This is a genomic window from Clostridium estertheticum (assembly GCF_018861295.1).
In the GTDB taxonomy this organism is placed as follows: domain Bacteria; phylum Bacillota; class Clostridia; order Clostridiales; family Clostridiaceae; genus Clostridium_AD; species Clostridium_AD estertheticum_D.
Genome location: NZ_JAHLDM010000003.1, coordinates 51213 through 74019, shown reverse-complemented (window position 1 = coordinate 74019; position 22807 = coordinate 51213). Strand labels below are relative to the sequence as shown.

At 30.2% G+C, this 22807-nt stretch carries 18 protein-coding genes; 8 read left to right on the top strand and 10 right to left on the bottom strand.

The window, feature by feature from the left end; translation table 11 throughout:
* Positions 1–190: 190 nt before the first annotated feature.
* A complete protein-coding gene (locus KPL54_RS04440) occupies positions 191–1309 on the top strand; it encodes a serine/threonine-protein kinase (RefSeq protein WP_216105151.1) in 1119 nt (372 codons plus the stop codon).
* Positions 1310–1528: 219 nt separating this feature from the next.
* Positions 1529–2632 (top strand): C40 family peptidase, encoded by a 1104-nt coding sequence (locus KPL54_RS04435; protein ID WP_216105149.1) that lies wholly within the window; start codon positions 1529–1531, stop codon positions 2630–2632.
* A gap of 111 nt (positions 2633–2743) precedes the next feature.
* Here KPL54_RS04435 and KPL54_RS04430 read toward each other — a convergent pair whose 3' ends face one another.
* From KPL54_RS04430 to KPL54_RS04395, 8 genes are all read right to left on the bottom strand, one after another.
* Entirely contained in the window at positions 2744–3838 is a 1095-nt protein-coding gene (locus KPL54_RS04430; protein WP_216105147.1) for a DUF3810 domain-containing protein, read from the bottom strand.
* 117 nt (positions 3839–3955) lie between these two features.
* The gene (gene mscL / locus KPL54_RS04425; protein ID WP_216105145.1) at positions 3956–4348 is read right to left on the bottom strand and encodes a large-conductance mechanosensitive channel protein MscL; all 393 of its coding nucleotides are present in this window, start codon (positions 4346–4348) and stop codon (positions 3956–3958) included.
* Between the two features lie 53 nt (positions 4349–4401).
* Positions 4402–4725, bottom strand: a complete 324-nt coding sequence (locus KPL54_RS04420; RefSeq protein WP_216105143.1) for a rhodanese-like domain-containing protein — start codon at positions 4723–4725, stop codon at positions 4402–4404.
* A gap of 98 nt (positions 4726–4823) precedes the next feature.
* Positions 4824–5924, bottom strand: coding sequence for a GerAB/ArcD/ProY family transporter (locus tag KPL54_RS04415; protein ID WP_216105141.1), 1101 nt, complete (start codon positions 5922–5924; stop codon positions 4824–4826).
* Positions 5925–6002: 78 nt separating this feature from the next.
* Positions 6003–7103 carry a GerAB/ArcD/ProY family transporter gene (locus tag KPL54_RS04410; protein ID WP_216105139.1) on the bottom strand — a complete coding sequence of 367 codons (1101 nt, stop codon included), beginning with the start codon at positions 7101–7103 and terminating at the stop codon, positions 6003–6005.
* Positions 7104–7148: 45 nt separating this feature from the next.
* Entirely contained in the window at positions 7149–7364 is a 216-nt protein-coding gene (locus tag KPL54_RS04405) for a hypothetical protein (protein WP_216105137.1), read from the bottom strand.
* 17 nt (positions 7365–7381) lie between these two features.
* A complete protein-coding gene (locus KPL54_RS04400; protein ID WP_216105135.1) occupies positions 7382–8536 on the bottom strand; it encodes a Ger(x)C family spore germination protein in 1155 nt (384 codons plus the stop codon).
* A gap of 14 nt (positions 8537–8550) precedes the next feature.
* The gene (locus tag KPL54_RS04395; protein ID WP_216105134.1) at positions 8551–10032 is read right to left on the bottom strand and encodes a spore germination protein; all 1482 of its coding nucleotides are present in this window, start codon (positions 10030–10032) and stop codon (positions 8551–8553) included.
* A gap of 257 nt (positions 10033–10289) precedes the next feature.
* Between KPL54_RS04395 and KPL54_RS04390 the strand changes: the two genes are divergently transcribed.
* On the top strand, positions 10290–11651 hold the full coding sequence (locus KPL54_RS04390) for an MATE family efflux transporter (protein WP_216105133.1): 1362 nt from the start codon (positions 10290–10292) through the stop codon (positions 11649–11651).
* Positions 11652–11715: 64 nt separating this feature from the next.
* Here the strand turns inward: KPL54_RS04390 and KPL54_RS04385 are convergent, their stop codons facing one another.
* A complete protein-coding gene (locus KPL54_RS04385; protein ID WP_216105132.1) occupies positions 11716–12486 on the bottom strand; it encodes a hypothetical protein in 771 nt (256 codons plus the stop codon).
* A gap of 356 nt (positions 12487–12842) precedes the next feature.
* Here KPL54_RS04385 and KPL54_RS04380 point away from each other — a divergent pair, with 356 nt between their 5' ends.
* Positions 12843–13994, top strand: a complete 1152-nt coding sequence (locus tag KPL54_RS04380; protein WP_216105131.1) for an alanine dehydrogenase — start codon at positions 12843–12845, stop codon at positions 13992–13994.
* A 58-nt stretch (positions 13995–14052) separates the two neighbouring features.
* On the opposite strand, the gene KPL54_RS04375 is transcribed toward KPL54_RS04380, so the two are convergent.
* On the bottom strand, positions 14053–14958 hold the full coding sequence (locus KPL54_RS04375) for a chemotaxis protein (protein WP_216105130.1): 906 nt from the start codon (positions 14956–14958) through the stop codon (positions 14053–14055).
* A 179-nt stretch (positions 14959–15137) separates the two neighbouring features.
* On the opposite strand from KPL54_RS04375, the gene KPL54_RS04370 reads away from it, so the two are divergent.
* From KPL54_RS04370 to KPL54_RS04355, 4 genes are all read left to right on the top strand, one after another.
* Positions 15138–18194, top strand: a complete 3057-nt coding sequence (locus KPL54_RS04370; RefSeq protein WP_216105129.1) for a DEAD/DEAH box helicase — start codon at positions 15138–15140, stop codon at positions 18192–18194.
* Between the two features lie 75 nt (positions 18195–18269).
* The gene (locus KPL54_RS04365) at positions 18270–19079 is read left to right on the top strand and encodes an SWIM zinc finger family protein (protein WP_216105127.1); all 810 of its coding nucleotides are present in this window, start codon (positions 18270–18272) and stop codon (positions 19077–19079) included.
* A gap of 53 nt (positions 19080–19132) precedes the next feature.
* Positions 19133–20935 carry an ABC transporter ATP-binding protein gene (locus KPL54_RS04360; protein WP_216105126.1) on the top strand — a complete coding sequence of 601 codons (1803 nt, stop codon included), beginning with the start codon at positions 19133–19135 and terminating at the stop codon, positions 20933–20935.
* Between the two features lie 15 nt (positions 20936–20950).
* Positions 20951–22783 (top strand): ABC transporter ATP-binding protein, encoded by a 1833-nt coding sequence (locus KPL54_RS04355; RefSeq protein WP_216105125.1) that lies wholly within the window; start codon positions 20951–20953, stop codon positions 22781–22783.
* Positions 22784–22807: the final 24 nt, after the last annotated feature.

The window sequence follows — 22807 nt, the reverse complement described above, 5'->3', positions numbered from 1 at the left end:
ATTATATTCATAATATTCATAATGGTACTTAAAAAACGAAAAAAATATTGTCATAAATTTAGAAATATTATCTATAAGATATAGTAAATTCGTTGAAAGTTTGGTACAATTGCATTGTATTTGTAATCTTATTTTTAAGACAAAATAATTTGTGGTAAAAGTGCAATAGCAAATATACAAGAGGTGAATTATGTTAAATAGTGGAGATATATTAGAAGAAAAATATGAGGTAATTAGAACCCTAGGAAAAGGTGGAATGGGTGTTGTTTATTTATGCAAAAACATAATCCTTGGAAATCTTTGGGCGATAAAAGAAGTAATACAAGATAAAAAAAATATAGATATTTTAACAGAAGCTAATATTTTGAAAAATTTAAATCATCCAGGTATTCGAAAAATAATTGATACATTTTACACGAATAACAATTTATATATGGTTCAGGACTACGTAGATGGACAAACATTAAAGGAATATGTTAAGGCAAACGGTATAATACAAATAGAAAAAGTTTGTAGGATAGTATCAGATTTATGTGATATTATAGGCTATTTGCATAATCAAAATCCAGTCATCATATATAGAGATATAAAACCATCTAATATAATGATAATGAAAAGTGGAAAAGTTGTGTTAATAGATTTTGGTATTTCGAAAGTTTATAAGAATGATATGTCACAAGATATAGATATGATATGTGCGGGATCTAATGGTTATGCAGCTCCAGAGCAATACGGCTCAGGGAAATGTTGCATGCAAACAGATATATATGGAATTGGAATGTTAATATACTTTATGGTGAAAGGGAGGACTCCCTATACAGGCATAGAGCCTCTTTTGGATGAAAATTATGGACCTGAAATTAATAATAAGCTGAAAAAGATAATACAAAAGTGTGTAAAAATTGATATTGATGAGAGATATGCTTTAGTTGAAGATTTAAAAGAAGCTATTTCAAAAATATTACCAAAGAATGAAAAAGTAAAATTAGAAATCTTAAATGATTCTAATATCATCAAAAGTGTAATTACTAAAAAAGTTAATATTAAAATTATAAATAAATCTATGTACGATAGGTCTATTAGGATCTTTTTTTGCTTTACATTTGCAATTATAGCAAGTATTTATATTTTGTATGGGAATAAAAAAGAAAGTACAATTTCGAATACTGCAGATGCAAAAGAAATAGTGAGTCCTATAGTGGGATCATCAAGCATAGAACAAAATTCTATAAAAGAATTTATAAAGAAACCGACAAGGAGAATTAGGGTAGTTCCGATAAAAGGAATATCTAGTTCAATAACGCAGTGAAGTAGCAATGAGTTAAAAAGAATATACCATCTTAGTAAAATGACGTTAAATCAAATTAGAAGGCGATTATGGGAGTTAATATATATTAATCTCTGACAACGGTTACGATTGCGTAATTTGTTATTAGCAGTTGTCATAATATAATGCTATAATAATATTATTAATGAAATAATATGAAAATTTATGATGATTTTAAACAATTAATGTGGGGGAATAACGATGAGAAGAAAAATATTACCATTACTTATAGCAATTGGCCTAACTATGTCTGTAAGTATGCCAACAATAGCTGCGCCATTATCACAGCAACAGGATTCATATGCTTTAGCACAGAAGAATTTAGAGAAATTAGAGATATCTATTGAGACTCTAGATTTCAATATTGAAAATATCTACTCTGGAATTGACAAAGCAAAATATGATATCAGCAGTACTCAAAAGAAAATAGATCAAAATACAAAAGATATACTAGTTGCACAAAGTAATATAAAAGAGGAACAAGTCCTATTTAATGAGCGAATGAGATCCATGTATATGAATGGTGCAGGTAGCTATGTAGAAATATTACTCGACTCAAAGGGAGTAGGAGATCTTATTTCAAGAGTGGAGAATATAAAAAATATTGTAGAATATGATAACAAAATTATTAAAGGATTAAATGACAAAAAAGAATCTATTGAGGTTACTCAAAAAGCTCTAAATGCTAATAAGGTAAAAGTTCTAGCATTAAAGGCAAGCAATGAAAATAAATTGGACAAGCTTAGTGCAGAGAAAAGAGTACAAAGTAAATTAATTGTTGAATCTAAAAAACAGCAGGAATTACATAAGGTTGAAATAGCACAAACATCTAAACAGGATGTTGTTATGAATACTCAGAGTGTTAAACAAATTACTCCATCAAGAGGTAATGTAGTAAGGGAAGTGGAAGCTGAACCTAGCACGCAAGCAAGTGCACCACAACAATCATCATCAACTAGTTCAAATGCAATAATAGAATATGCTAAGACATTTTTAGGAACACCGTATCAATGGGGTGCTAATGGCCCAAATACGTTTGATTGTTCGGGTTTTACTAAATATGTATATGCTCATTTTGGAATCGGTATGGGTAGGACTACATATGACCAGATAGATCAGGGTAAATATGTGTCTAGAGGTAATTTACAAGCAGGAGATTTAGTGTTCTTTGGAACAGGAAGCCCTCATCATGTTGGTATCTATGTGGGAAATGGTTCATATATACATGCACCACAAACGGGTGATGTAGTAAAAATATCACAGATGACAAGAAGCGATTATATGTCAGCAAGAAGATTTAAATAATATATCGTACAATAATAACAAAAATGAATAGATAAATTTATTCGTATAATAATAATAATAATAATAATTTCTTTAACACCGTGCTTCATTTTAAACAAGGTGTTAAAGAAATTATTTTTTTCTGGAATTAGCAAGAAGCAGATCCACCATTGCACTATAGCTTTTTAGGCCAGATTTTTGACTTGCAGATTTAAGATAAGTATCATTGATTTTTTCACTTATTTTTTCAATACGACCAGAATGATTTTTCCAAAAATTTTCATTATATATCATATCATTAAGCACACCTTTACTACAAAATGAAAACAGTTCCTTATATTTTTGAGGATCATATTGTTTTAATGAACTAAGTGAATATGTTAATGCTGCAAGTGTACCAGAATATTTAAAATTTATATCAGGATTATTTATGCAGGCTATATAAGCAATAAAGTTTGCTTCATCTTCCTTTGCAAAGCCTATTTGATGAGCCATCTCATGGGATATCGTAAAAGGTAGATATGAATCAGGTTCTGCTATATTGATATTTGTTTCACTTGTAAAGGGAAAATAGAAACCTGTAATCCCCGTATAACACATTGGATGTGAGAGTAATATGCCCTTAGGTGATCCATAAGTACCTTTTAATATTACGAATTGTAATGAGGCCTTATCATATCCTAGGTGAGCAGTTTCTAAAATGGCTTTTTTGTTATTGGAAAGTTCCATTACACCGTTTTTATTTTGGCTTATTTTCTCCCTTAAAGTATTTGAACTAGTTATAAGGTCTTTGCACAGATGTGCAAGTTCATTTGTGGTTGAATTATGAACATCTAATTTGAGTATTTTGGCTAGTGGAAGCCTTTGATAGTTAAAACCCCACAAAAGTTGAAATGAAAAATATATTAGTCCTGATGTTGCAAGTGCATTTAACAACAAATTTTTTAGAATCCTTGTTCTTTTAGTTTTGTGTCTTAATAAACTAAAAATTGTTTTAGAAATATACCATAATACAAACGTTGAAAAAGATATAATTATACATTCTGCAATAGAAAAGGGAAAAAAGCCTGTAATTGAACTTATAGTAGTAACAATTATTTTATAAATAAATAAGGAATAAAATCTTTCTGTAAAATTTGGAAATACTCTACACAATTGAGTGAGTGAAATACCTATTGGTAAAAGTAAAATTAAAAATAATTGTTTCCTAGATAAAGAAAATTTCATAAAAAGCTCCCTTTCATACATTATAGGTATATATTTTAATTATATAGATTGATTTGTAAGGAAAATAAGTCGTATAAAAAGCTCCAAGCAAAAATTTACTTGAAACTTTTTATACCATTATTTTTGCTTTAATAAGTCTCTTATTTCACGTAATAATATTTCTTCATTGGAGGGACCTTTTAAAATTATTTTTTCTGCCTTTTTCTTTTGAACAGATTGTATAACTTTTATAAAGATAAAAAGTGAAAATGCAATTATTAAAAAGTTAATTACAGATTGAATAAACAACCCATATTTAATTGACACATCTACTCCACCAGATATGGATGAGGGTATATCGTATTTTAAGCTAGTAAAATTAATTCCACCTATTATTATGCCAAGTATAGGCATTATAAGGTCATTAACTAAAGAAGTAACTATTTTAGAAAATGCACCGCCAATAACAACAGCTAATGCCAAATCTAAAACATTTCCTTTAAGAGCGAATTCCTTAAATTCTTTAAACATATATGTAACACGCCCTTCCAAAGTATGATTTAACGACGCAGGAGATGGTTTAACTATTTAGATACATCGTATTTCCAAGAAGCTATCCCACGACTTAGGTGATATATATTTTTGAAACCATTGTCTGCCAAAATATCTACGGCTATTGGGCTTCTTCTGCCAGATTCACAATAAACAAGCACTTTTTTTTCTTTATATTTATCAAGTTCATCAATCATTGACCCAAGATCTTGAACAGGAACGAGTTTTGCTCCTGGAATGTGACCACTCTCGTATTCTTCTTTACTTCGCACATCTAAAATAACAAATTCTTTGTCATCTTTTATAAGATCATAAGCTTCTTTTGCACTTACATTTTTAACATTTGAATCAAACATAATTTATGCCTCCTTTTGATGAAAAATCTATAGTATTAGTATATCATCTGATAGATAGATAGTAAAATGTAATAAATATATGGATATAATAAAGAATATTATTTGATTACTTTTGTGGTTTTTGAATTTCTATTTTTAATTTCTGCTAAAATATAAATAACTAAAGGGATTATGACTTCAAAGCAAAAAGAATAATATGGCCATATATCTACAGTCCAAGAGGACATTTCCATGGTGTTTTTGTAAACAAAAAAAGAGAAGGCTAACATCAGAAGAGCTACAGGTGTTGCAATAAATTTGTAATCATCAAATTCAAAAATTTTTGAAATTCCATTGCAAACTGCAAAAGTACATATGTTTATTTTAACAAATACACATACTATAAATTGAATAACTACTGTTAGTTCAAGTCTTTGAAGAAAGTCACCTAGATTAATGAGGGTTGTTACCATGGGGGTAGGAAAATATACTCTAGATATGGTGTTACTGCCCAATACTAAAATATCGCCTAATGTCGCAAAAAATATAAGCCCTCCACCTATGAGTAAGCCTACTATAAAAATTTTTTTAAAACTTTTAACTTTAGATATATTTGAAAATACCATTGTAAAAACTACGGTTTCACCAAATGGATAAGAAAAACTTGAGAAAGCACCCTTTAGAAGTGGTGATACACCATTGTTTAGTATTGGTTTTAATCTGCTTATGTTCATTTGTGAAAGACACAATACAAAGATAGTTAAGAATATTATAAACACAATCCAAATGAAGAACTCAGACCATTTTCCTAAGACTTCAATACCTGCTTTTAAACTCCATATAATTAGTATAATAAAAGAAAACATAGGTACGATGGGTGGTGTATCATTGAATATTAAAATATTGGTGAATTCTGACATGCTTCTAAGGATTAAGGCTCCATCATGAAAAACAAACAATACCATTAGTATACTTATAAGTTTACCTATCCATTTTCCCATAATGATTTGAAGGATATCAAATAAATCCTTCCCTGGATATAGGGATAAGGTTCTACAAAACATAAGTAATAATATAACAGACCATGAAATAGCAATAATTAGTGCAATCCAGGCATCTTGTTTTGCCTGGATACCAGATCCGTTTAAAAAAGAAGTTCCAATTATGAAAAGTATTATAAGTATCGTAGCTTGTCTTTCAGAAATGGCTTCATTTTTCATTTATACCTCCCACATTATTTATTGTAATTATAACAGTAAATAAAAAGATTAGTCGTTTTATGAATTAGTGTAAAATAATTATTTAGTTACAATCGTAGTAGATGAACTTCTGCTTTTAATCTCTGCTGAAATAAAAATAACTAAAGGTATTATAACTTCAAATACAAAGGAATAATATGGGTATACATTGAAAGCCCAAAATGACATTTCCATGGTACTTTTGTATAGAATAAAAGAGAAGCTTAACATCAAAAGAGCTACGGGGGTTGCAATAAATTTATAATCATTAAATCCAAAAACCTTTGAAATCCCATTGCAAACTGCCAAAGTACATATACTTACTTTAACAAAAACACATATTAAAAATGCAATAACTACTAAAATCTCAAGCCTTTGAAGCATAGAACCTAGGTGAATAAGACTTACTACCATGGTGGTAGGGAAATATATTCTAGCTATGGTTTCACTCCCTAGTACTAAAATATTTCTAATTGTTGCTAAAAATATAATTCCTCCACCTATGAGTAAACCTACTATAAATGTTTTATTGTAACTCTTAATGTTAGACACATTTGAAAACAACATTGTAAAAACTACTGTTTCGCCAAAGGGAAAACAAAAACTTGATAAAGTACCCTTTAGAAGCGGCGATATACCATTGTTTAATATTGGTTTTAATCTATTTATATTTATTTCTGGTATTAAAAATACAGTTAAAAATAAAGAAATTATAAGAACAATCCAAATGAAGAACTCAGACCATCTTCCTAAAACTTCAATACCAGCTTTCAAGCACCATATAATTATCATAGTCAAAAATAGCATAGGCATTACCACAGGGGTATCAGCGAATATTAAAATATTAGTGAACTCAGATAGGTTTCTAAGAACCAAGGCTCCAAGATGAAAAGCAAACCATATCATTAATATACTTATAATTTTACCCGCAAATTTCCCCATAACAATTTGAAAAATATCAAATAAATCTTTTCCAGGGTATAAGGATAAAATTCTAGAAAACATAAGTAATAATATAATAGAACAGAAAATAGCAATAATTACTGCAATCCAGGCATCTTGTTTTGCAGCACCTCCAGATCCTATTAAAAAGGTACTTCCAATTATAAAAAGTGTTATAAGTATAATACCTTGTCTCTCAGATATAATTTCGTTTTTCATTTAAGCCTCCTACACTACTTGCTGAAATTACAAATAGTAAAAAAACTAGTTGCTTTTACCAAATATTGAAACTACAATATTTTTTATCGTATTAGATGGACTTGGTAGCTGAACCCCTAAAGATAGTAGAATACTGATTGTCATTGAAAATATAATCAAAGAAAAATAAAAGATTATTTTACCATTATTTTTTTCTTTTAATAGTGGAACAATTTCAAGAGACATTATTATGAGATAAAAAATTATTACAAGTAAAAACATTCCAAAATCTCCTTTAATTATTGCCCTATAGAGATAGGCTTTATTGTTTTATTACTACCCTTTATTTGTACATGTACGTTGACTGTAGTCTTCATATTTTTAAAAATGTCTTTCCCATTTTTCTTGAAATCTTTACTAACTTTTGGTTTTTCTTCATTAAATTTTTCTCCGAAGCCTAAAACATCGCTATCATAATCCTTTTGTAATTTACTAATTAAAGTCTGTATCTGAGACCCCAAATTTTTTTCTGCTTCACTTTGAAGTATTTCTAAGTTTTCTTCTTTCATGAAATCTTTAGTTCCTTGAATTTCATGAATACTTAGAGTTGGGTAAACATCTATTATCATTGAAACTGATCCATTGTTATAAATGGGGGTTAATTTAGTTCTATTATCATTTAGTTCTAAGGTTACGTTGGTGTTTGAACCTGAAACATTTACTAAGGTAATTAAACCTTGTTTTATTTTATTTTTGATTATAAGCATATAGAGAGTTTCGTTTCCATTTATATATCCTACAAGCTTATCTGATTTGAAAATAGCACAACCTTCTACAAGGGGGAGAATAGTGCCATCACTAGGTTTATTTTCAACTGTAGTTACTGCTTCGGACTTCCCAGGGGATGATAATCCATCTATAAATGACCATACCATTGAATTAGTAAATTTAGAAAGAACTTTCCAGGAATTCATAGTATCATCAAGATGAAAGGAAGTTACTTCATTAATCTTAACCTTAGTCTTTAAAATTTCAGAAGCTGTATTACCCTTTGCTACTAATAGCCACATATCTGGTCTAACAAAGTTGGATCTATTAGTCCAATCAATTGCAGGAATTATACCTTCCCTTGCTATGGAATCACTTATTATTACAACCTTCGAATCACTCCAAAAAAGCCTTAAACCAGTTTTTTCTATCGCGTCTCTAACTGCACTAAATACACTGTCACCTTCAGTCGTGAAAATCTGAGAACTAATGATTGAGGATACCCCTTGAGCTTGAGTGGTTATAACTTCTGTTGTGAGTATGTATTTATTCGTTACCATATCTTTATCTAATGCCATACCAGCTACTATCGCTAAGGTATCTATCTCTCTATAGTTCCAGCATCCACATAATATAATAGGGCATATAATTATAATAAAAATTATGGATACTATTTTCTTTTTCATTTAAACGCCCTCTTTCATCTTTTTTTCATACGTTTTTTATTTTTTGTAAACATCTTCGGTCTTAAATGCATATTCCACCAGGGAGCCCTAATTATCGTATCTTTTACATCTTGTTTACAAAAAGAAGGTACGTTATTCATATAGGGTATACCAAAGGAACGTATAGACATCATATGAATGACTAAACCCATTACGCCAAAAATATAACCATATAAACCTAGGAAGGAAGATAATAATAAAAAAATTATTCGTATTTCAACTATTCCCAAAACTTGAGGTAACATAAGACTTGCAATTCCAGTTATAGCAGTAATTATTACTACCGGGGCGCTCACTAGTCTTGCGTTAACAGCAGCATCACCAAGCACCAGGGTGCCTACTATAGTAATTGCGCCTCCAATATATTTAGGCATTCTAAGACCTGCTTCTTTAAGTATCTCAAAAGTTATCATCATAATCATAGTTTCTACAAGGGAAGGAAAAGGGGCTCCTTTTCTTGCAGAATATATACTTATAAGAAGTGGAGTGGGAATAAGTTCTTGATGGAAAGTGACAAGTGCAACATATATGGCTGAAATACTAGTACCAATAAAAAAGCATAACCACCGTAGTAATCTGACGAATGATGAAAATAAAAAATTGTCATAATAGTCCTCATTGCTTTGGAAAACTTCAACGAAGATAGTTGGAAGAGTCAAAACAACAGGACTTCCATCGCATAAAACAGCAAACCTGCCCTCAAGAAGTTTACCTGCTACCACATCAGGTCTTTCTGTATTAATGATAGTCCTAAATGGAGAATAGGGTGCATCCTTAATAATTTCTTCTACATAACCAGAATCTAAAATACCATCAATATCAATATTATTAAGCCGCATTATGAGCTCTTTATGTATAGGTTCATTTGCAATGCCCTCAATATAACATATACATATTTGAGTCTTAGTTTGTTTACCAATTCTCATAAATTCGAATTTTAAGTTAGGGTTAATAATCCGACGCCTAATAAGTGTAAGGTTTAAATTCAGTGATTCTGTAAAGCCTTCACGCGGTCCCCTAACTATAGTTTCTGATTGGGGTTCTGAAATTGCTCTTGTTTGCCATCCAATAGTATTTATAGAAAGTACTTTAATTAAACCATCTATGAAAAGTACAGTTTTTCCATATATTATTCCATTAACAATATCATCAACAGAAGAGGTTTCTTTGTTGTCTGCAGTTAAAAGTACCTTTTGTATTAAAATGTCAACAATGTTACTATTGTTAATATTAGACATATCACTTAAAAAAAGTGGTTTTATAATATCTTCATTAATTGATTGCAAATTTGCCATCCCATCAATATATATAAGCATACACTTTATGCTAGTAGGTTTTCCAAGCAATAACTTTCTATATACTACTGTTGTATCGTTAATAAAAATATTTTTTATTATATTAACATTTTTATCTAATGATTGTGTTAGTTTTACATTTGAAAAGTCATTTGTATTCATATATTAAACATCCTTTATATTATAATAACTAACTGTGTATATATACCTTATCCAATCTATAAATATTTTAGTCGGATTAGTGATAAATAAAATATAAAAATATTTTTTAATTGATTTATAATCTCTGGTACCCATATTTTTAATTTTTACTTGGAAAATATATCTCTGGTGTATTTAATAGGTCAAAATCGTTCATTAAAATAGATTTAATTAATATACTTAATAATGAAAATCAGTTTTTAGGAGGTAGCTTATGTATGGTGAATAAGCATACAACCAATGAAGTACTCAATACTTCGCTACCTGTAGTTGCGGAGATAACAGTATATACGTTAATGTCTATATTTGATTTAATGATGATAGGGAGATATGGTGGAAATATAGCAGTAAGTGCTGTAGGGTTAAGTAACAATTTAACAAATGCATTTATAGAAGTATTTATTTCCGGAGGATTTTGTATAAGTATTGTTTCACTAGTTTCTAGACTAGTAGGTGCTGGGCAATATAAAAATGCTGAGAGATTCGCGTCATTAGGATTTATTTTAGGAATTGGGTTTTGTTTAATTATTACAATAGTAGTTTTTTTCTTTGGTAAAGAGCTTCTTTATTTACTTGGGGCTAGGAATGAAATACTTAAAATAGGATATTCATATATAAAGATAAATTCTGTAGGCTTATTTTTTTTCATGAGTATGAGGCTTTTAAATTCCATTTTAATAGGATATGGGAATACTTTCATACCATTTATATGTTCCTTAATTGTACTTTTTATAAAGATTATTTTGAATTATTTATTAGTTTTTGGTATCGTGTTTAATACAAGGGGAATAGACGGGTCAGCTATAGCATCTACAGTTGCTTATTTATGTGGATTTGTTTTTTGTCTTTATTATACTGTGTTTAAATCACAAGTTAAACTTAAACTAATTTATATTTTTTCTGTATGTTTTAATGATATTAAAAGAATACTAGTACTTGCTATTCCATGTTCAATGGAAGAAGCAGCTTTTAGTATCAGTAAGCTTATGTGCGTTGCTGTTATAGTTAAATCAGGGAGCGTTTCATTTGCAGCTGATGCAATAGCTAACATGATAGAGGGTATCTCAGTTATGCCAAGTATTGGCTTTGGCATTGCGGTTATTACTCTAGTAGGTATTAATGTCGGGAAAAGAGATTATAGAGAAGCAAAAAAAGCCGCGTTTAACTGCGCATTTTATGCCGTGTTTATGATGAGTATATTTGCAATAATATTCTTATTTATGCCAAATTTTTTGGTGAATTTATTTGTAAATAATAAAGAGAAGAGAGTTGCTTATTTAGCAGGAAAGTGTCTTGCAATTGGAGCAGCAGAGCAGCCGTTTATAGGCTTATCATTAGTATTTGCAGGAGCACTGAAGGGGATAGGTGATGTAAAGAGCCCATTTTTAATTAGCTGCTTTACAAGTTGGATTATAAGGCTACCATTAACATATTATTTTATTAATGTTTTAAATTCCTCAATTACAGCGGTTTGGTGGATAACTGCATTTCAATGGGGAGTAGATGCACTACTTATGTTTATTTTCTTTGAGTATAAATTCAATAAAGTATCAAGTGGATCAAAAAAGAGTCTGATTTAACAAGCTCCTTTAGAAAATATTAATAAAAATAAATAAAGTTGCTATTTACTTTTGATGTAGAAATTTATCTGTTTTTATTTATAATATCTATTAAAATCTTCATTCTTTCATGAATATTTGGCTTTATATTATCGCGTTTATAATGAAAATCATTTGGATCTAATAGGTAACTATGAGTTATTCCAAATAGTTTTTTATTTTCATAGATACCTTTTTGAAGCATTTCTGAAAGCTTTTTAGTATTAAAATATTCAAGTCTTAATTCTTCGGTTTCATTTTGTGCGTAAACAGATATTGGAGTTAATTCGTTTTTTATCACTTTATATTCAGGTCTGTAAACATTGTGGGATTCATACTTAATGTCAGTTAATTCATTTAATATCTTTGTTGTGTTATCGTCTATAGAAAAATATCCTCCACGAAAAGCTTGAATTGGTTCAATTCCTAATTTTAAAATATATTCATAACAATATTTTATTATAAGTTTTTGCTGGTCATAAGAGTAGTACGATAATAAATCTTCATCACTTTTTATAAATGTACAGTGTTTTTCTATTTCTTCTGGTAGATTATTTGGATGAATATGAAGGCCAAATATAACTTTATAATTATTTTTTATCTTCTCAATTAGATTAAGTTCTTTCAACATTTGAGCGAAGTAGGGAGTTATAAATAAAAGAGTGTATATATTGTTTTCGGAATTTAATTTTAATAATGATTCTAAGTTAAGGACATTGTTTTTTAAATTTTTATCGAAATTGTATCCTTCACAATCTATAGTCAAAATAAAATCAAAATTTGTTTTTTTAAGATACTTATCTAAAAAATATTTCATAAATTATCGATACCTCCTAATATAATATTGCAAACTTACAACTTGCATTGTATAATCAAGTTGTAAGTAAGCAACAACTTAATTATACGGTTCAAATTGTTACTTGTCAAAAATATAGTAAGAAGTAATGTTGTAGTGATTCATAAGACAATTCAACTATAAATACACTCAAAGTTTAAACACTTCAAAATAATCTTTTATTGTTATATCTAATTTTCAATTATAAAGAAAATTTAAAAATAAACAGCTTAATGATGTTGCATGCAGATGATTTTTTATTTCACAGAGGAATAGGCGGGGGAATAAAAATTAATATATGTTATTTTCGCGACCGCAAAATAAGGAGGATGATTTTATTGAAAACTATAAGTTTTCCAAGAATGCATAAAGAAACAAATGAGAAAAGAGATTTTTTGCCATCATTGATTGGTTCTCTTAAAAAAGAAAATGTGCAAGTATTTCTAGAAGAAGGATATGGCTTAGCATTAGGTTATACAAATGAAGATTATTTAAATGAAAATAATAAAATACAATTTGTATCTAATAAGGAATGTTATGAAAAAGATATCGTTGTAGTTTTAAGGTCGCCAGAGTTTAAGCAAATTGACTATATGAGAGAAGGTAGTATTTTGCTAAGTATGCTTCATTATCCTACTAGAGCTACTAGAGTAGAAAAGCTTAAAGAAAGGGGCATATTTGCTGTTTCGATGGATTCTATCAGAAATGATTTTCTTGAAAGAATTGTTGTTGATTATGACGGTACATCAGGAAATGGAATTAATGTTGCATTTACAGAGCTTGCTAAAAGTTATAAAAACGAAAATATTTGTGCGCAAAAACCTATAATTGTGAGCATAATGGGTATGGGGCGAGTGGGACTCACGGCAGCAAGAATGGCAGGGAAATATGGTAATAATAAAGAAAGTGAAGGAATACTTAAGAAAAAATCAAAGGGTGTACTTGTTAATATGTTACCAAGAAATATAACAGATGATAAAAAACAGATGATAAAAATATTAACAAAGACAGATATTTTAGTAGATGCAACTACTAGAAATGATGCGACAAAATATATTGTCACAAATGAACTAATCGGATATTTAAAGGATCATTCTATAATTTTAGATTTAACATCAGACCCATACTTAACAGATATTTTTCCTTTCCAAGTGAAGGCAGTAGAAGGCATACCACATGGAACTTTAGATAAAATTGTTATGTACCCAAATGATATTGAATATAGTGCTGTGCCAAAGTGCGTCGAAGTAATTAACCAAAGGACAGTTGTAAGTTGTAATGCATGGCCAGTGGTTAACCCAAAAGGTAACATGGATTTATACGCTAAACAACTTATATACATTATACAAAATCTTATAGGGTACTCTGATAGAGACTTTAATTTAAATAACAATGATTACTTTAATAGAGCAATATATAGAGGGACTATTGAATGTTTTGAAGAGGGCTTGAATAGCTATCAAAATGAAGTATCAGAGATAGTAATGTAGTTATAAAGCTGTGAATTAGACATTCACAGCTTTAATAATCATATACAATATTTTTTTATTAACTGGTTTTGTTAGTGAATCCGTCAATGCAAGATACAAGTTCAGCTATTTCAGGCTTGCTTAGTTGAGCATCTGCACCGACTGCTTCCCCTTTATGTTTTAAATCACTTGTAATTAGTGAGGAGAATAAAACAACTGGCAATTTTCTTAGAATAACATGTTCTTTAATTTTACGTGTTAAAGTATGACCATCCATTTGTGGCATTTCAATGTCAGTTATAAGAACTTGGACATCTTCCATAAATTCAATTCCTTTTTTTGAAACTAAATCCAATAAATAATCTAAAGCTTGCTTTCCATCATTAAATATTTTTAAGTTAAGAAAACCGGCTTTAATAAGAGTATCATTTAATAATTTTCTAATTAAAGGAGAATCATCAGCTAGTACAAGCTTAATGTTAGACCTATCCTTATAGTCTATATCAACGATTCTGTCCTCGCTAATTCCAGTAGAAGGGCTGATATCGGTGACTATTTTTTCGAAATCTAACATTAATATTATTTTATTGCTTAAAACAATATTTCCTATAACTAGAGAATTAGTAGATATATCATCTGGTTTTGTTATTTGTTCCCACTTAATACGGTGAACACCTACAATACTATCAATACTAAAGGCCACTTCAATTTTGTTGAATTCACAAAGAATGATTGGTGATTCAATTTCGTTTTTATGTTGTTTTTCTAAAACGTATCTTAAGTCAATTAAGGTTATTATTTTATCTCTATACAGTGTAAGTCCTGCTATGGCAGGATGTGATTCAGGGAGTTTCGTTAAATTGCTTGCATTTATTACTTCTTTAACTTTTATAATATTAATTGCATAAAATTTATTGTTTATAATAAATTCAAGTATTTCAACCTCGCCAGTTCCAGATTCTAAGAGTATATTATTAGTATTCATATTTTCCCCCACTTTCAAATATAAAGATAGTATTTCATAAAAATTATATGTACTTAATATCTCGAACAAAACTGCTATAACTTTACTTTTAAATGAAAAGTCGAATTTAAAATAATAAAATAGAATATAAAAGTGAAATTCTTAAGCTAAATATGGTAAACTGTATAGTACGTAGAAAAATGTTAACAGCATTATTAGAGGGTGAAGTAGATTTGATATTAAATGGCGGATGGATAGAAACTACAGAAGGTATGCATACATTTATATTGTGGGGCGAGAGTGGCGAAACTAAATGTACAAGAAGAGGTAGGAAACCTAAAAATGCACTTCCACTATATGAAAAAATGTCTTCAGTTATTGAACTTAGAAGTATTATTAAAGATCAATCAGTAGACATAAAACACGGAAAGTATAAATACGATTTTGAATCTAAGGATCTTCTTAAGAGAGAAATTAGGGGGATTGCTTTTAATAATTTAGATGCATTCGATATGATTTTAAATATAGATAGAAATAACCTTTACGAAATTGAGTTATCAGGGGAATTAAAATTTTGGATTATAGTAGCTAAATTTACAGCTGAGCTTATAATAAAACATAAATATTTACCATCATTAACTATTGATCGGGTAAATAAAAAAGTTAATTCTCAGTGGAGATGGCATACAAGTGATCCTAAGTATATTGATAAGAAAAAGATCTTATGCAGCAATATGCCTGCAACTTGTAAATCATATTTTGACCTAGAAAATCAAGAATTCGTATACACAAATGGTACTAAATTGGTAAGCAATTTTATGGATTCTATGATTGATAGTATGGTTAGAAGTAGTTGCGCTGGTATAAACAATGAGACTAACAATTTAGAGGATGGTTTGAGTAACTTAAGTAGTAATTGGATGAATTCTCTTTTCTCAGAATTACCAGAGATGCCTATTTCCACAAGTGATCAGATAAAAATGCTAAAGGAGTATAAGAAATGGATAGAACCTATAAAGATTAAAAATAATAACTTTAAATTTCGAACATGTTTTAAGGTTAATCCACCAAGACGAGAAGAGGATTGGACAATAGAGTATTTGCTTCAAGATAAGGATGATCTTAGCCTAATGTTACCAGCAAAAATGATTTTTGAAGAGTCTGTTGATACAATAACATATTTGAATAAAAAATTTAATAATCCACAAGAGAGGTTACTTGAGGATTTAGCAGTAGCATCAAAGATATTTATCCCTATTGAAAGGAGTCTATACGATTCAGTGCCAATAGAATGCAAGTTATCTGAGGAGGAAGCCTATTCATTTTTAAGAGAATCAGCTTATTTTTTGAAGGAGAAAGGGTTTGGTATTATTACACCAGCTTGGTGGAAAAAACCTTCAAGGCTTTCTGTTAAATTAAAAGATAAAAACCACACTACTAATACTAATTTAGCGGTAAAGAGTCTATTTAATATGGATACTATTCTTGAATATGATTGGAGGTTGGCATTAAATGGAAATGAAATAAGTGAGAAAGAATTTGATAAAATATCAAATTTGAAAGTGCCATTTATCCAGTTAAGGGGTCAGTGGGTACAGGTTGATATACATCAAATTAAGTCACTTTCTAAGATGAAAATGAATAAGGGGCTTAATGGAAAGATTCCTATGGGAGAATTATTAAGACTTAACTTAAGTGATGAAGAAATAGTTCCTGGAGTTAGTGTTGATAATATGGATAATCAAGAGGCTGTTGGAAATTTTTTTGAAAAATTATTTAATTTAAATAATATAGAGCAAGTTAATATTCCAAAGGGGTTTAGGGGTACTCTTCGTGAGTATCAAAAAAGAGGTTTTTCATGGTTAACGTTTCTTAGAAACCATGGTATAGGGGCTTGCCTTGCTGATGACATGGGGCTTGGAAAAACAGTACAAAGTATATGCCTTATGCTTTATGAGCGGGAAAAGAGGTTAACTGATAAACCAACATTAATAATATGTCCCACATCTGTTGTAGGAAATTGGGAAAGAGAAATTGAAAAGTTTGCACCAGGTCTTAAATCTGCAATTCACCACGGAAATAGCAGGTGGAGTTATGAAAACTTTAGCAAAGAAATACATAAAAATGAGGTTGTTATTACAACCTATGCGCTAATAGTAAGAGACCGGGATTTATTTCAAAAGGAAGAATGGGCAGGAATTATATTAGATGAAGCACAAAACATTAAAAATAGTGCTTCAAAACAAACTCAGTATATAAAAACCCTTAAAGCGGAATATAAAGTTGCATTAACAGGAACACCAGTTGAAAATAGACTCTCAGATTTGTGGTCTATTATGGACTTTTTAAATAAAGGATATCTATACAATTGGTCAACTTTTAGAAGCGAGTTTGCAGTCCCAATAGAGAGGGATGGAGATCCTAAAAAAAGTAACAAACTGAAAAAAATAATTTCACCATTTGTATTAAGAAGACTTAAAACTGATACAAATATTATTTGCGATTTACCAGAAAAAATTGAGACGAAGGAATATGCATCTTTAACAAAGGAGCAAGCTACTTTATACCAAGCTGTAGTAAAGGATTGTTTAAATAAAATTGATGACTCTGAGGGTATTCAAAGGAGAGGTCTTATTATTTCTTCATTAACAAAGTTCAAGCAAATATGTAATCATCCCGTACAGTTTTTAAAGGACAATGGTGAGATTGAGGGTCGATCTGGAAAACTTGAGAGGTTACTCGAAATGCTAGAAATTGTTATTGCAGAAGGGGATAGGTCATTGGTATTTACGCAATTTGCAGAAATGGGACACATTTTGGAGGCAGAAATTGAGAAGAAACTAGGAGTAAAAACATTGTTTTTACACGGAGGAACGAGCAGAAAGAAAAGAGAAGAATTAATTAATATATTTCAAAATGACACGAGTGAGCCTATGGTATTTATATTATCATTAAAAGCTGGAGGACTTGGTTTAAATCTAACAAAAGCTAATCATGTGTTTCACTTTGATAGATGGTGGAACCCTGCTGTAGAAAACCAGGCAACGGATAGAGCTTTTAGAATAGGGCAAGTTAAAAATGTGCATGTGCATAAATTTATATGCATGGGAACTCTTGAGGAGAAAATAGATCAAATGCTAGAGCGAAAACAGGCACTTGCTGAAAGTGTAGTGTCAACAAATGAAAATTGGATATCAGAGATGAGCAATAAGGAGCTCCGAGAATTATTTATATTAGAGCACGACAATAAAGAATAAAATTCACAGGTAACAATTAAAGCGATGATTTAATAGTTGTTATTTGCATAGATATGGGCAAGGAGATGTAACTTTGTGACTGGAAGAATAAGAAATGAATTTGGTAGTAATTGGTGGTCTAAAAAGTGGAATAATGCAATTTCGAGTTTTACTGCAAGTTCGACAATTGACAGTGGACGCGAATGCGCAAGAGAGGGCAATGTACTGAGTTTAGATTTTTGCATAGGAGAAATAAATGCAAGAGTTAAAGGTAGCAGTGAAGATCCATATAAAGTAAAGATAAAAATAAGTGCCTTTACAGAAGATCAGTGGAAAAAAATTATGAATGTTATGGTACAAAAGGCTATCTTTTGCGCTAAACTTTTAAATGGAGAAATGCCAGAAAATATAGAGGAAGCTTTTAAAGAAGGAGGGGTAACCCTTTTTCCTAAAAAACAAATACATTTAGTAAGTGAGTGTTCATGCTCAGATGTTGCAAATCCATGCAAGCATATAGCTGCAGTTCATTATATGCTTGGAATTGAATTTGATAAAGATCCCTTTGTAATTTTAAAGCTTAGGGGCATGGATAAAGAAAGCTTTTTGAAAGCACTCAGAACTTTAAGAAGTGGAAATGAAGGTGAACAGGTTAAGAGAAAAGCAAAAATACATCGTAGATCAAGAAAAACTATAGAAGATTTAAAACGAGAATTTGAAAATTTTGATAGAATAGATGAAGATGTGTTAAATATGACATTTTCATATATAACACCAGAAGTTAAACATGAAGTTATAACGACACTTGGGATTCCTAAATTTTGCATGAGTGATGATGAGTTTAAATGTAAAATGACGGTGGCATATACGAGCACTGAAGAGGAAACAAGGAAGTACTTAGGAAAGTAAGTATTGATGTATTATCATCATTTGATGGGTAAAGTCGCGAGGAGAAAGATCATATGAAGAAACTAATAAATTTAACTAAAGGTAATAGAATGTTATATATCGTAGCAATAATTTCCATAGCGGTAGCTACATTTATAGCAATGCTTGAGCCTTTGATTATAAAAATAACAATAGATTCAGTAATAGGTAATAAACCAATGGATGTGATAAAACCTCTGCAAAAGATTATTATGGCAGTAGGTGGCAAAGAAGTACTTATAACAAATCTATGGGTTTGTGCATTAAGTCTTGTAACATTAACATGTATAAGAGGGGTTTTCTTATTCTTAAGTGGAAATTTTTCTGCACGTGCTGCTGAAAATATAGCAAGAAATATGAGGGTTAAGCTTTATGATCATATTCAAAATTTGCCATATGAGTATCATGTGAAAGCAGAATCAGGAGACCTAATTCAAAGGTGTACCTCGGATGTGGAAACAGTTAGAAAGTTTTTTGCAACGCAAATGGTGGAAATAGGAAGGGCATTTTTTATAGTAGTATTTGCAATAATAATGATGTTGTCACTTAATAAAAAGATGACGATTATTGCCATGGTAATAGTACCAATTATTTTTATATTTTCATATGTGTTTTTTTATAAAATTAAAAGTACTTTTGAAAAAGCAGATGAACAAGAGGGTGTTCTAACAACTATTCTTCAAGAAAATTTAAGTGGAGTTAGGGTTGTAAAAGCATTTGGAAGACAGAATTTTGAAATTGAAAAATATGAAAAAGAAAATAAGAAATATAGAGATTTAAATTTCAAATTAGTAAAACTAGAATCAGTTTATTGGTCATCATCTGATATACTTTGTATGACTCAAATTGGTCTAGTTTTGGTTTCGGGTATTTATTTTGCAGTTAATGGAGTAATAAGTCTAGGTACTTTGGTGGTATTTAATACCTATGAGGGAATGTTATTGTGGCCAGTAAGGCAGCTGGGTAGAGTTCTAACTGACATGGGTAAAATGTCAGTTTCACTTAAGAGGATATCTAAGATCCTCGATACTCCAGTTGAAAGGGAAGATGGAAAAGCTCTTAAGAGTGAGATCAAAGGAGAAATAATTTTTGAAAATGTGTGCTTTGAATACGAGAAAGGTAATGAAATTCTAAAAGATTTAACTTTCAAGGTTGCGAGAGGTGAAACAGTTGCGATTGTTGGGCCAACGGGGTCAGGTAAGTCATCACTTGTACATCTATTATTAAGGCTTTATGACTATAATAGTGGGTCTATAAAAATTGATGGAATAGAACTTAAGGATATTGAAAGAAAACATATGAGAAGTAAGGTAGGTATAGTGCTTCAAGAACCATTTCTTTACTCAAGAAGTATAAGGGAAAATATTAAAATGGCAAAGATACACTCAGAGGATATAGAAATTTATAGTGCAGCTAGTGTAGCCGCTGTGCATAATGTTATAACGACCTTTGAGAAGGGGTATGACACTGTTGTTGGAGAGAAAGGTGTTACACTTTCAGGAGGACAAAGACAAAGAGTAGCAATAGCAAGAACACTTGTTAAAGATATGCCAATACTAATATTTGATGATTCATTAAGTGCAGTGGATTCTGAAACTGATAGAATCATAAGGGGAAAACTAAAAAAGAGGAGTGAAAACAGTACTACATTCATAATTTCTCACAGAATTTCAACAGTAATGGATGCAGATAAAATAATAGTATTAAATCATGGAAAGATTGAAAACATAGGAACCCATGAAATGCTTATTAAAAAAGATGGTATTTATAAAAGAATATGGGAGATACAAACAAATATTGATGATTTTACGGACGATGCGCCAGTAAGTTATGAGTAAAAGGCAGGTAATATTATGGATAGAATAGATAAACGCAAATCAACTCAAAAAATAGATATAGGTATATGGAGAAAACTTTTTAAATATCTGTCAGAATTCAAAAATGGACTTATTTTTTTAGCGCTTCTAATGGTTGGAGTGGCTGGTATCGACGTAGTAATGCCGCTACTGACGAAGTATGCAATCGATAATTTTATAGTTAAGAAAACTATAGATGGGCTTCCCATATTTGCATTGGTATATTTTTGTGTTATTGTTTTTCAAGGATTAAATGTAAGATTATTTATAATACATGCAGGCAAAATAGAAACACACTTGGCCTATCATATAAGGAAAATTGGTTTTAAAAGGCTTCAAGAGTTATCTTTTTCATATTATGATACATCCTCTGTGGGATGGCTTATGGCAAGAATGACATCGGATGTAACAAAGCTTAGTGAAATAATATCATGGGGACTAATTGACATGGTATGGGCACTAGTTATGATGGCTGGATTCATAGGAGTAATGCTTTATAATAATGTAGGATTAACACTTATATGTATGAGTGTGGTACCGGTTCTATTTTTAATAGGAATGTATTTTCAAAAGAAAATCCTTAAATCATATAGAGTTGTTAGAAAATTTAATTCACGATTAACTGCGGATTTTAGTGAAGAGGTATCTGGGGCTAAAACTACTAAAACACTTGTTCGTGAAGAAGAAAACTTAAAAGAGTTTAAATTAGATGCAGGTAAAATGAGAAACTCATCGGTGAAAGCTGCAGTGTTTTCTGCTCTATTTCTTCCTATAGTTATATCTATGGGTAGTTTAGGTGTGGGTTTTGTTTTATGGATAGGTGGGGAAAAAATTATAGCAGGAGATTTATCTTATGGTACTTTTGTAATGTTTATTGCCTATACAGTTCAGTTTTTTGACCCTATAAATCGTTTAGCTGGAACAATTGCAGAACTTCAGAATGCACAAGCATCTGCAGAAAGAATTATAGGTTTAATAGAAACAAAACCAGATATATGGGACAGCAAAGATGTGATGGAAAAATATGGTGATTTATTCCATTCAAAAAGAGAGAATTGGGAAAAAATACATGGAGATATAGAATTTAAGGATGTAAGTTTTACATATAAAAATGGAGAAAAGGTGTTTAAAAACTTTAATTTAAAGGTTAATAAAGGTGAAACAATAGCGCTAGTTGGAGAAACAGGTTCTGGTAAAAGCACCTTAGTAAACTTACTTTGCAGATTTTATGAACCTTCTAGTGGGGAAATATTAATTGATGGTATAGATTATAGAAAAAGATCATTATTATGGCTTCAATCAAATATTGGATATGTGCTTCAAAGCCCACATCTATTTAGTGGAACAATTAGAGATAATATTATATATGGTAAACTTAATGCATCAATACTCGAAATCGAAAATGCAGCAAAGCTTGTAAATGCTCATAGTTTTATAAGTAAACTAGATAAGAAATATGATACGCAGGTTGGTGAAGGTGGAGGAAACTTGTCAACAGGAGAGAAACAACTTATATCCTTCGCTAGAGCAATACTCGCAGATCCAGCATTATTTGTCCTCGATGAGGCTACATCATCCATAGATACAGAAACAGAAAGAATGATACAAAATGCTATAGAAAAGGTTCTAAAAAGTAGAACTAGCTTTGTAGTTGCTCATAGACTTTCAACCATTGTATCTGCTGATAAAATTCTTGTTATAAGAAATGGAAATATTACGGAATCAGGCAACCATAGAGAGTTATTAAAGAAAAAGGGGTATTACTATAGCCTTTATACAAATCAGCTCTTAGAGGAGAAGGAAATGGAGAGTAAAGACATGTTTTCTTAAGAGTATCGTTAAACAAAAATTATA

Bases quoted from the DNA above. Each gene is read 5' to 3' on its own strand.
- KPL54_RS04435 (WP_216105149.1), top strand. From the start codon at position 1,529: ATGAGAAGAAAAATATTACCATTACTTATAGCAATTGGCCTAACTATG.
- KPL54_RS04415 (WP_216105141.1), bottom strand. From the start codon at position 5,924: ATGAAAAATGAAGCCATTTCTGAAAGACAAGCTACGATACTTATAATA.
- mscL (WP_216105145.1), bottom strand. From the start codon at position 4,348: ATGTTTAAAGAATTTAAGGAATTCGCTCTTAAAGGAAATGTTTTAGAT.
- KPL54_RS04375 (WP_216105130.1), bottom strand. From the start codon at position 14,958: ATGAATACTAATAATATACTCTTAGAATCTGGAACTGGCGAGGTTGAA.
- KPL54_RS04400 (WP_216105135.1), bottom strand. From the start codon at position 8,536: ATGAAAAAGAAAATAGTATCCATAATTTTTATTATAATTATATGCCCT.
- KPL54_RS04390 (WP_216105133.1), top strand. From the start codon at position 10,290: ATGGTGAATAAGCATACAACCAATGAAGTACTCAATACTTCGCTACCT.
- KPL54_RS04440 (WP_216105151.1), top strand. From the start codon at position 191: ATGTTAAATAGTGGAGATATATTAGAAGAAAAATATGAGGTAATTAGA.
- KPL54_RS04385 (WP_216105132.1), bottom strand. From the start codon at position 12,486: ATGAAATATTTTTTAGATAAGTATCTTAAAAAAACAAATTTTGATTTT.
- KPL54_RS04370 (WP_216105129.1), top strand. From the start codon at position 15,138: ATGTTAACAGCATTATTAGAGGGTGAAGTAGATTTGATATTAAATGGC.
- KPL54_RS04410 (WP_216105139.1), bottom strand. From the start codon at position 7,103: ATGAAAAACGAAATTATATCTGAGAGACAAGGTATTATACTTATAACA.
- KPL54_RS04395 (WP_216105134.1), bottom strand. From the start codon at position 10,032: ATGAATACAAATGACTTTTCAAATGTAAAACTAACACAATCATTAGAT.
- KPL54_RS04405 (WP_216105137.1), bottom strand. From the start codon at position 7,364: ATGTTTTTACTTGTAATAATTTTTTATCTCATAATAATGTCTCTTGAA.
- KPL54_RS04360 (WP_216105126.1), top strand. From the start codon at position 19,133: ATGAAGAAACTAATAAATTTAACTAAAGGTAATAGAATGTTATATATC.
- KPL54_RS04430 (WP_216105147.1), bottom strand. From the start codon at position 3,838: ATGAAATTTTCTTTATCTAGGAAACAATTATTTTTAATTTTACTTTTA.
- KPL54_RS04355 (WP_216105125.1), top strand. From the start codon at position 20,951: ATGGATAGAATAGATAAACGCAAATCAACTCAAAAAATAGATATAGGT.
- KPL54_RS04420 (WP_216105143.1), bottom strand. From the start codon at position 4,725: ATGTTTGATTCAAATGTTAAAAATGTAAGTGCAAAAGAAGCTTATGAT.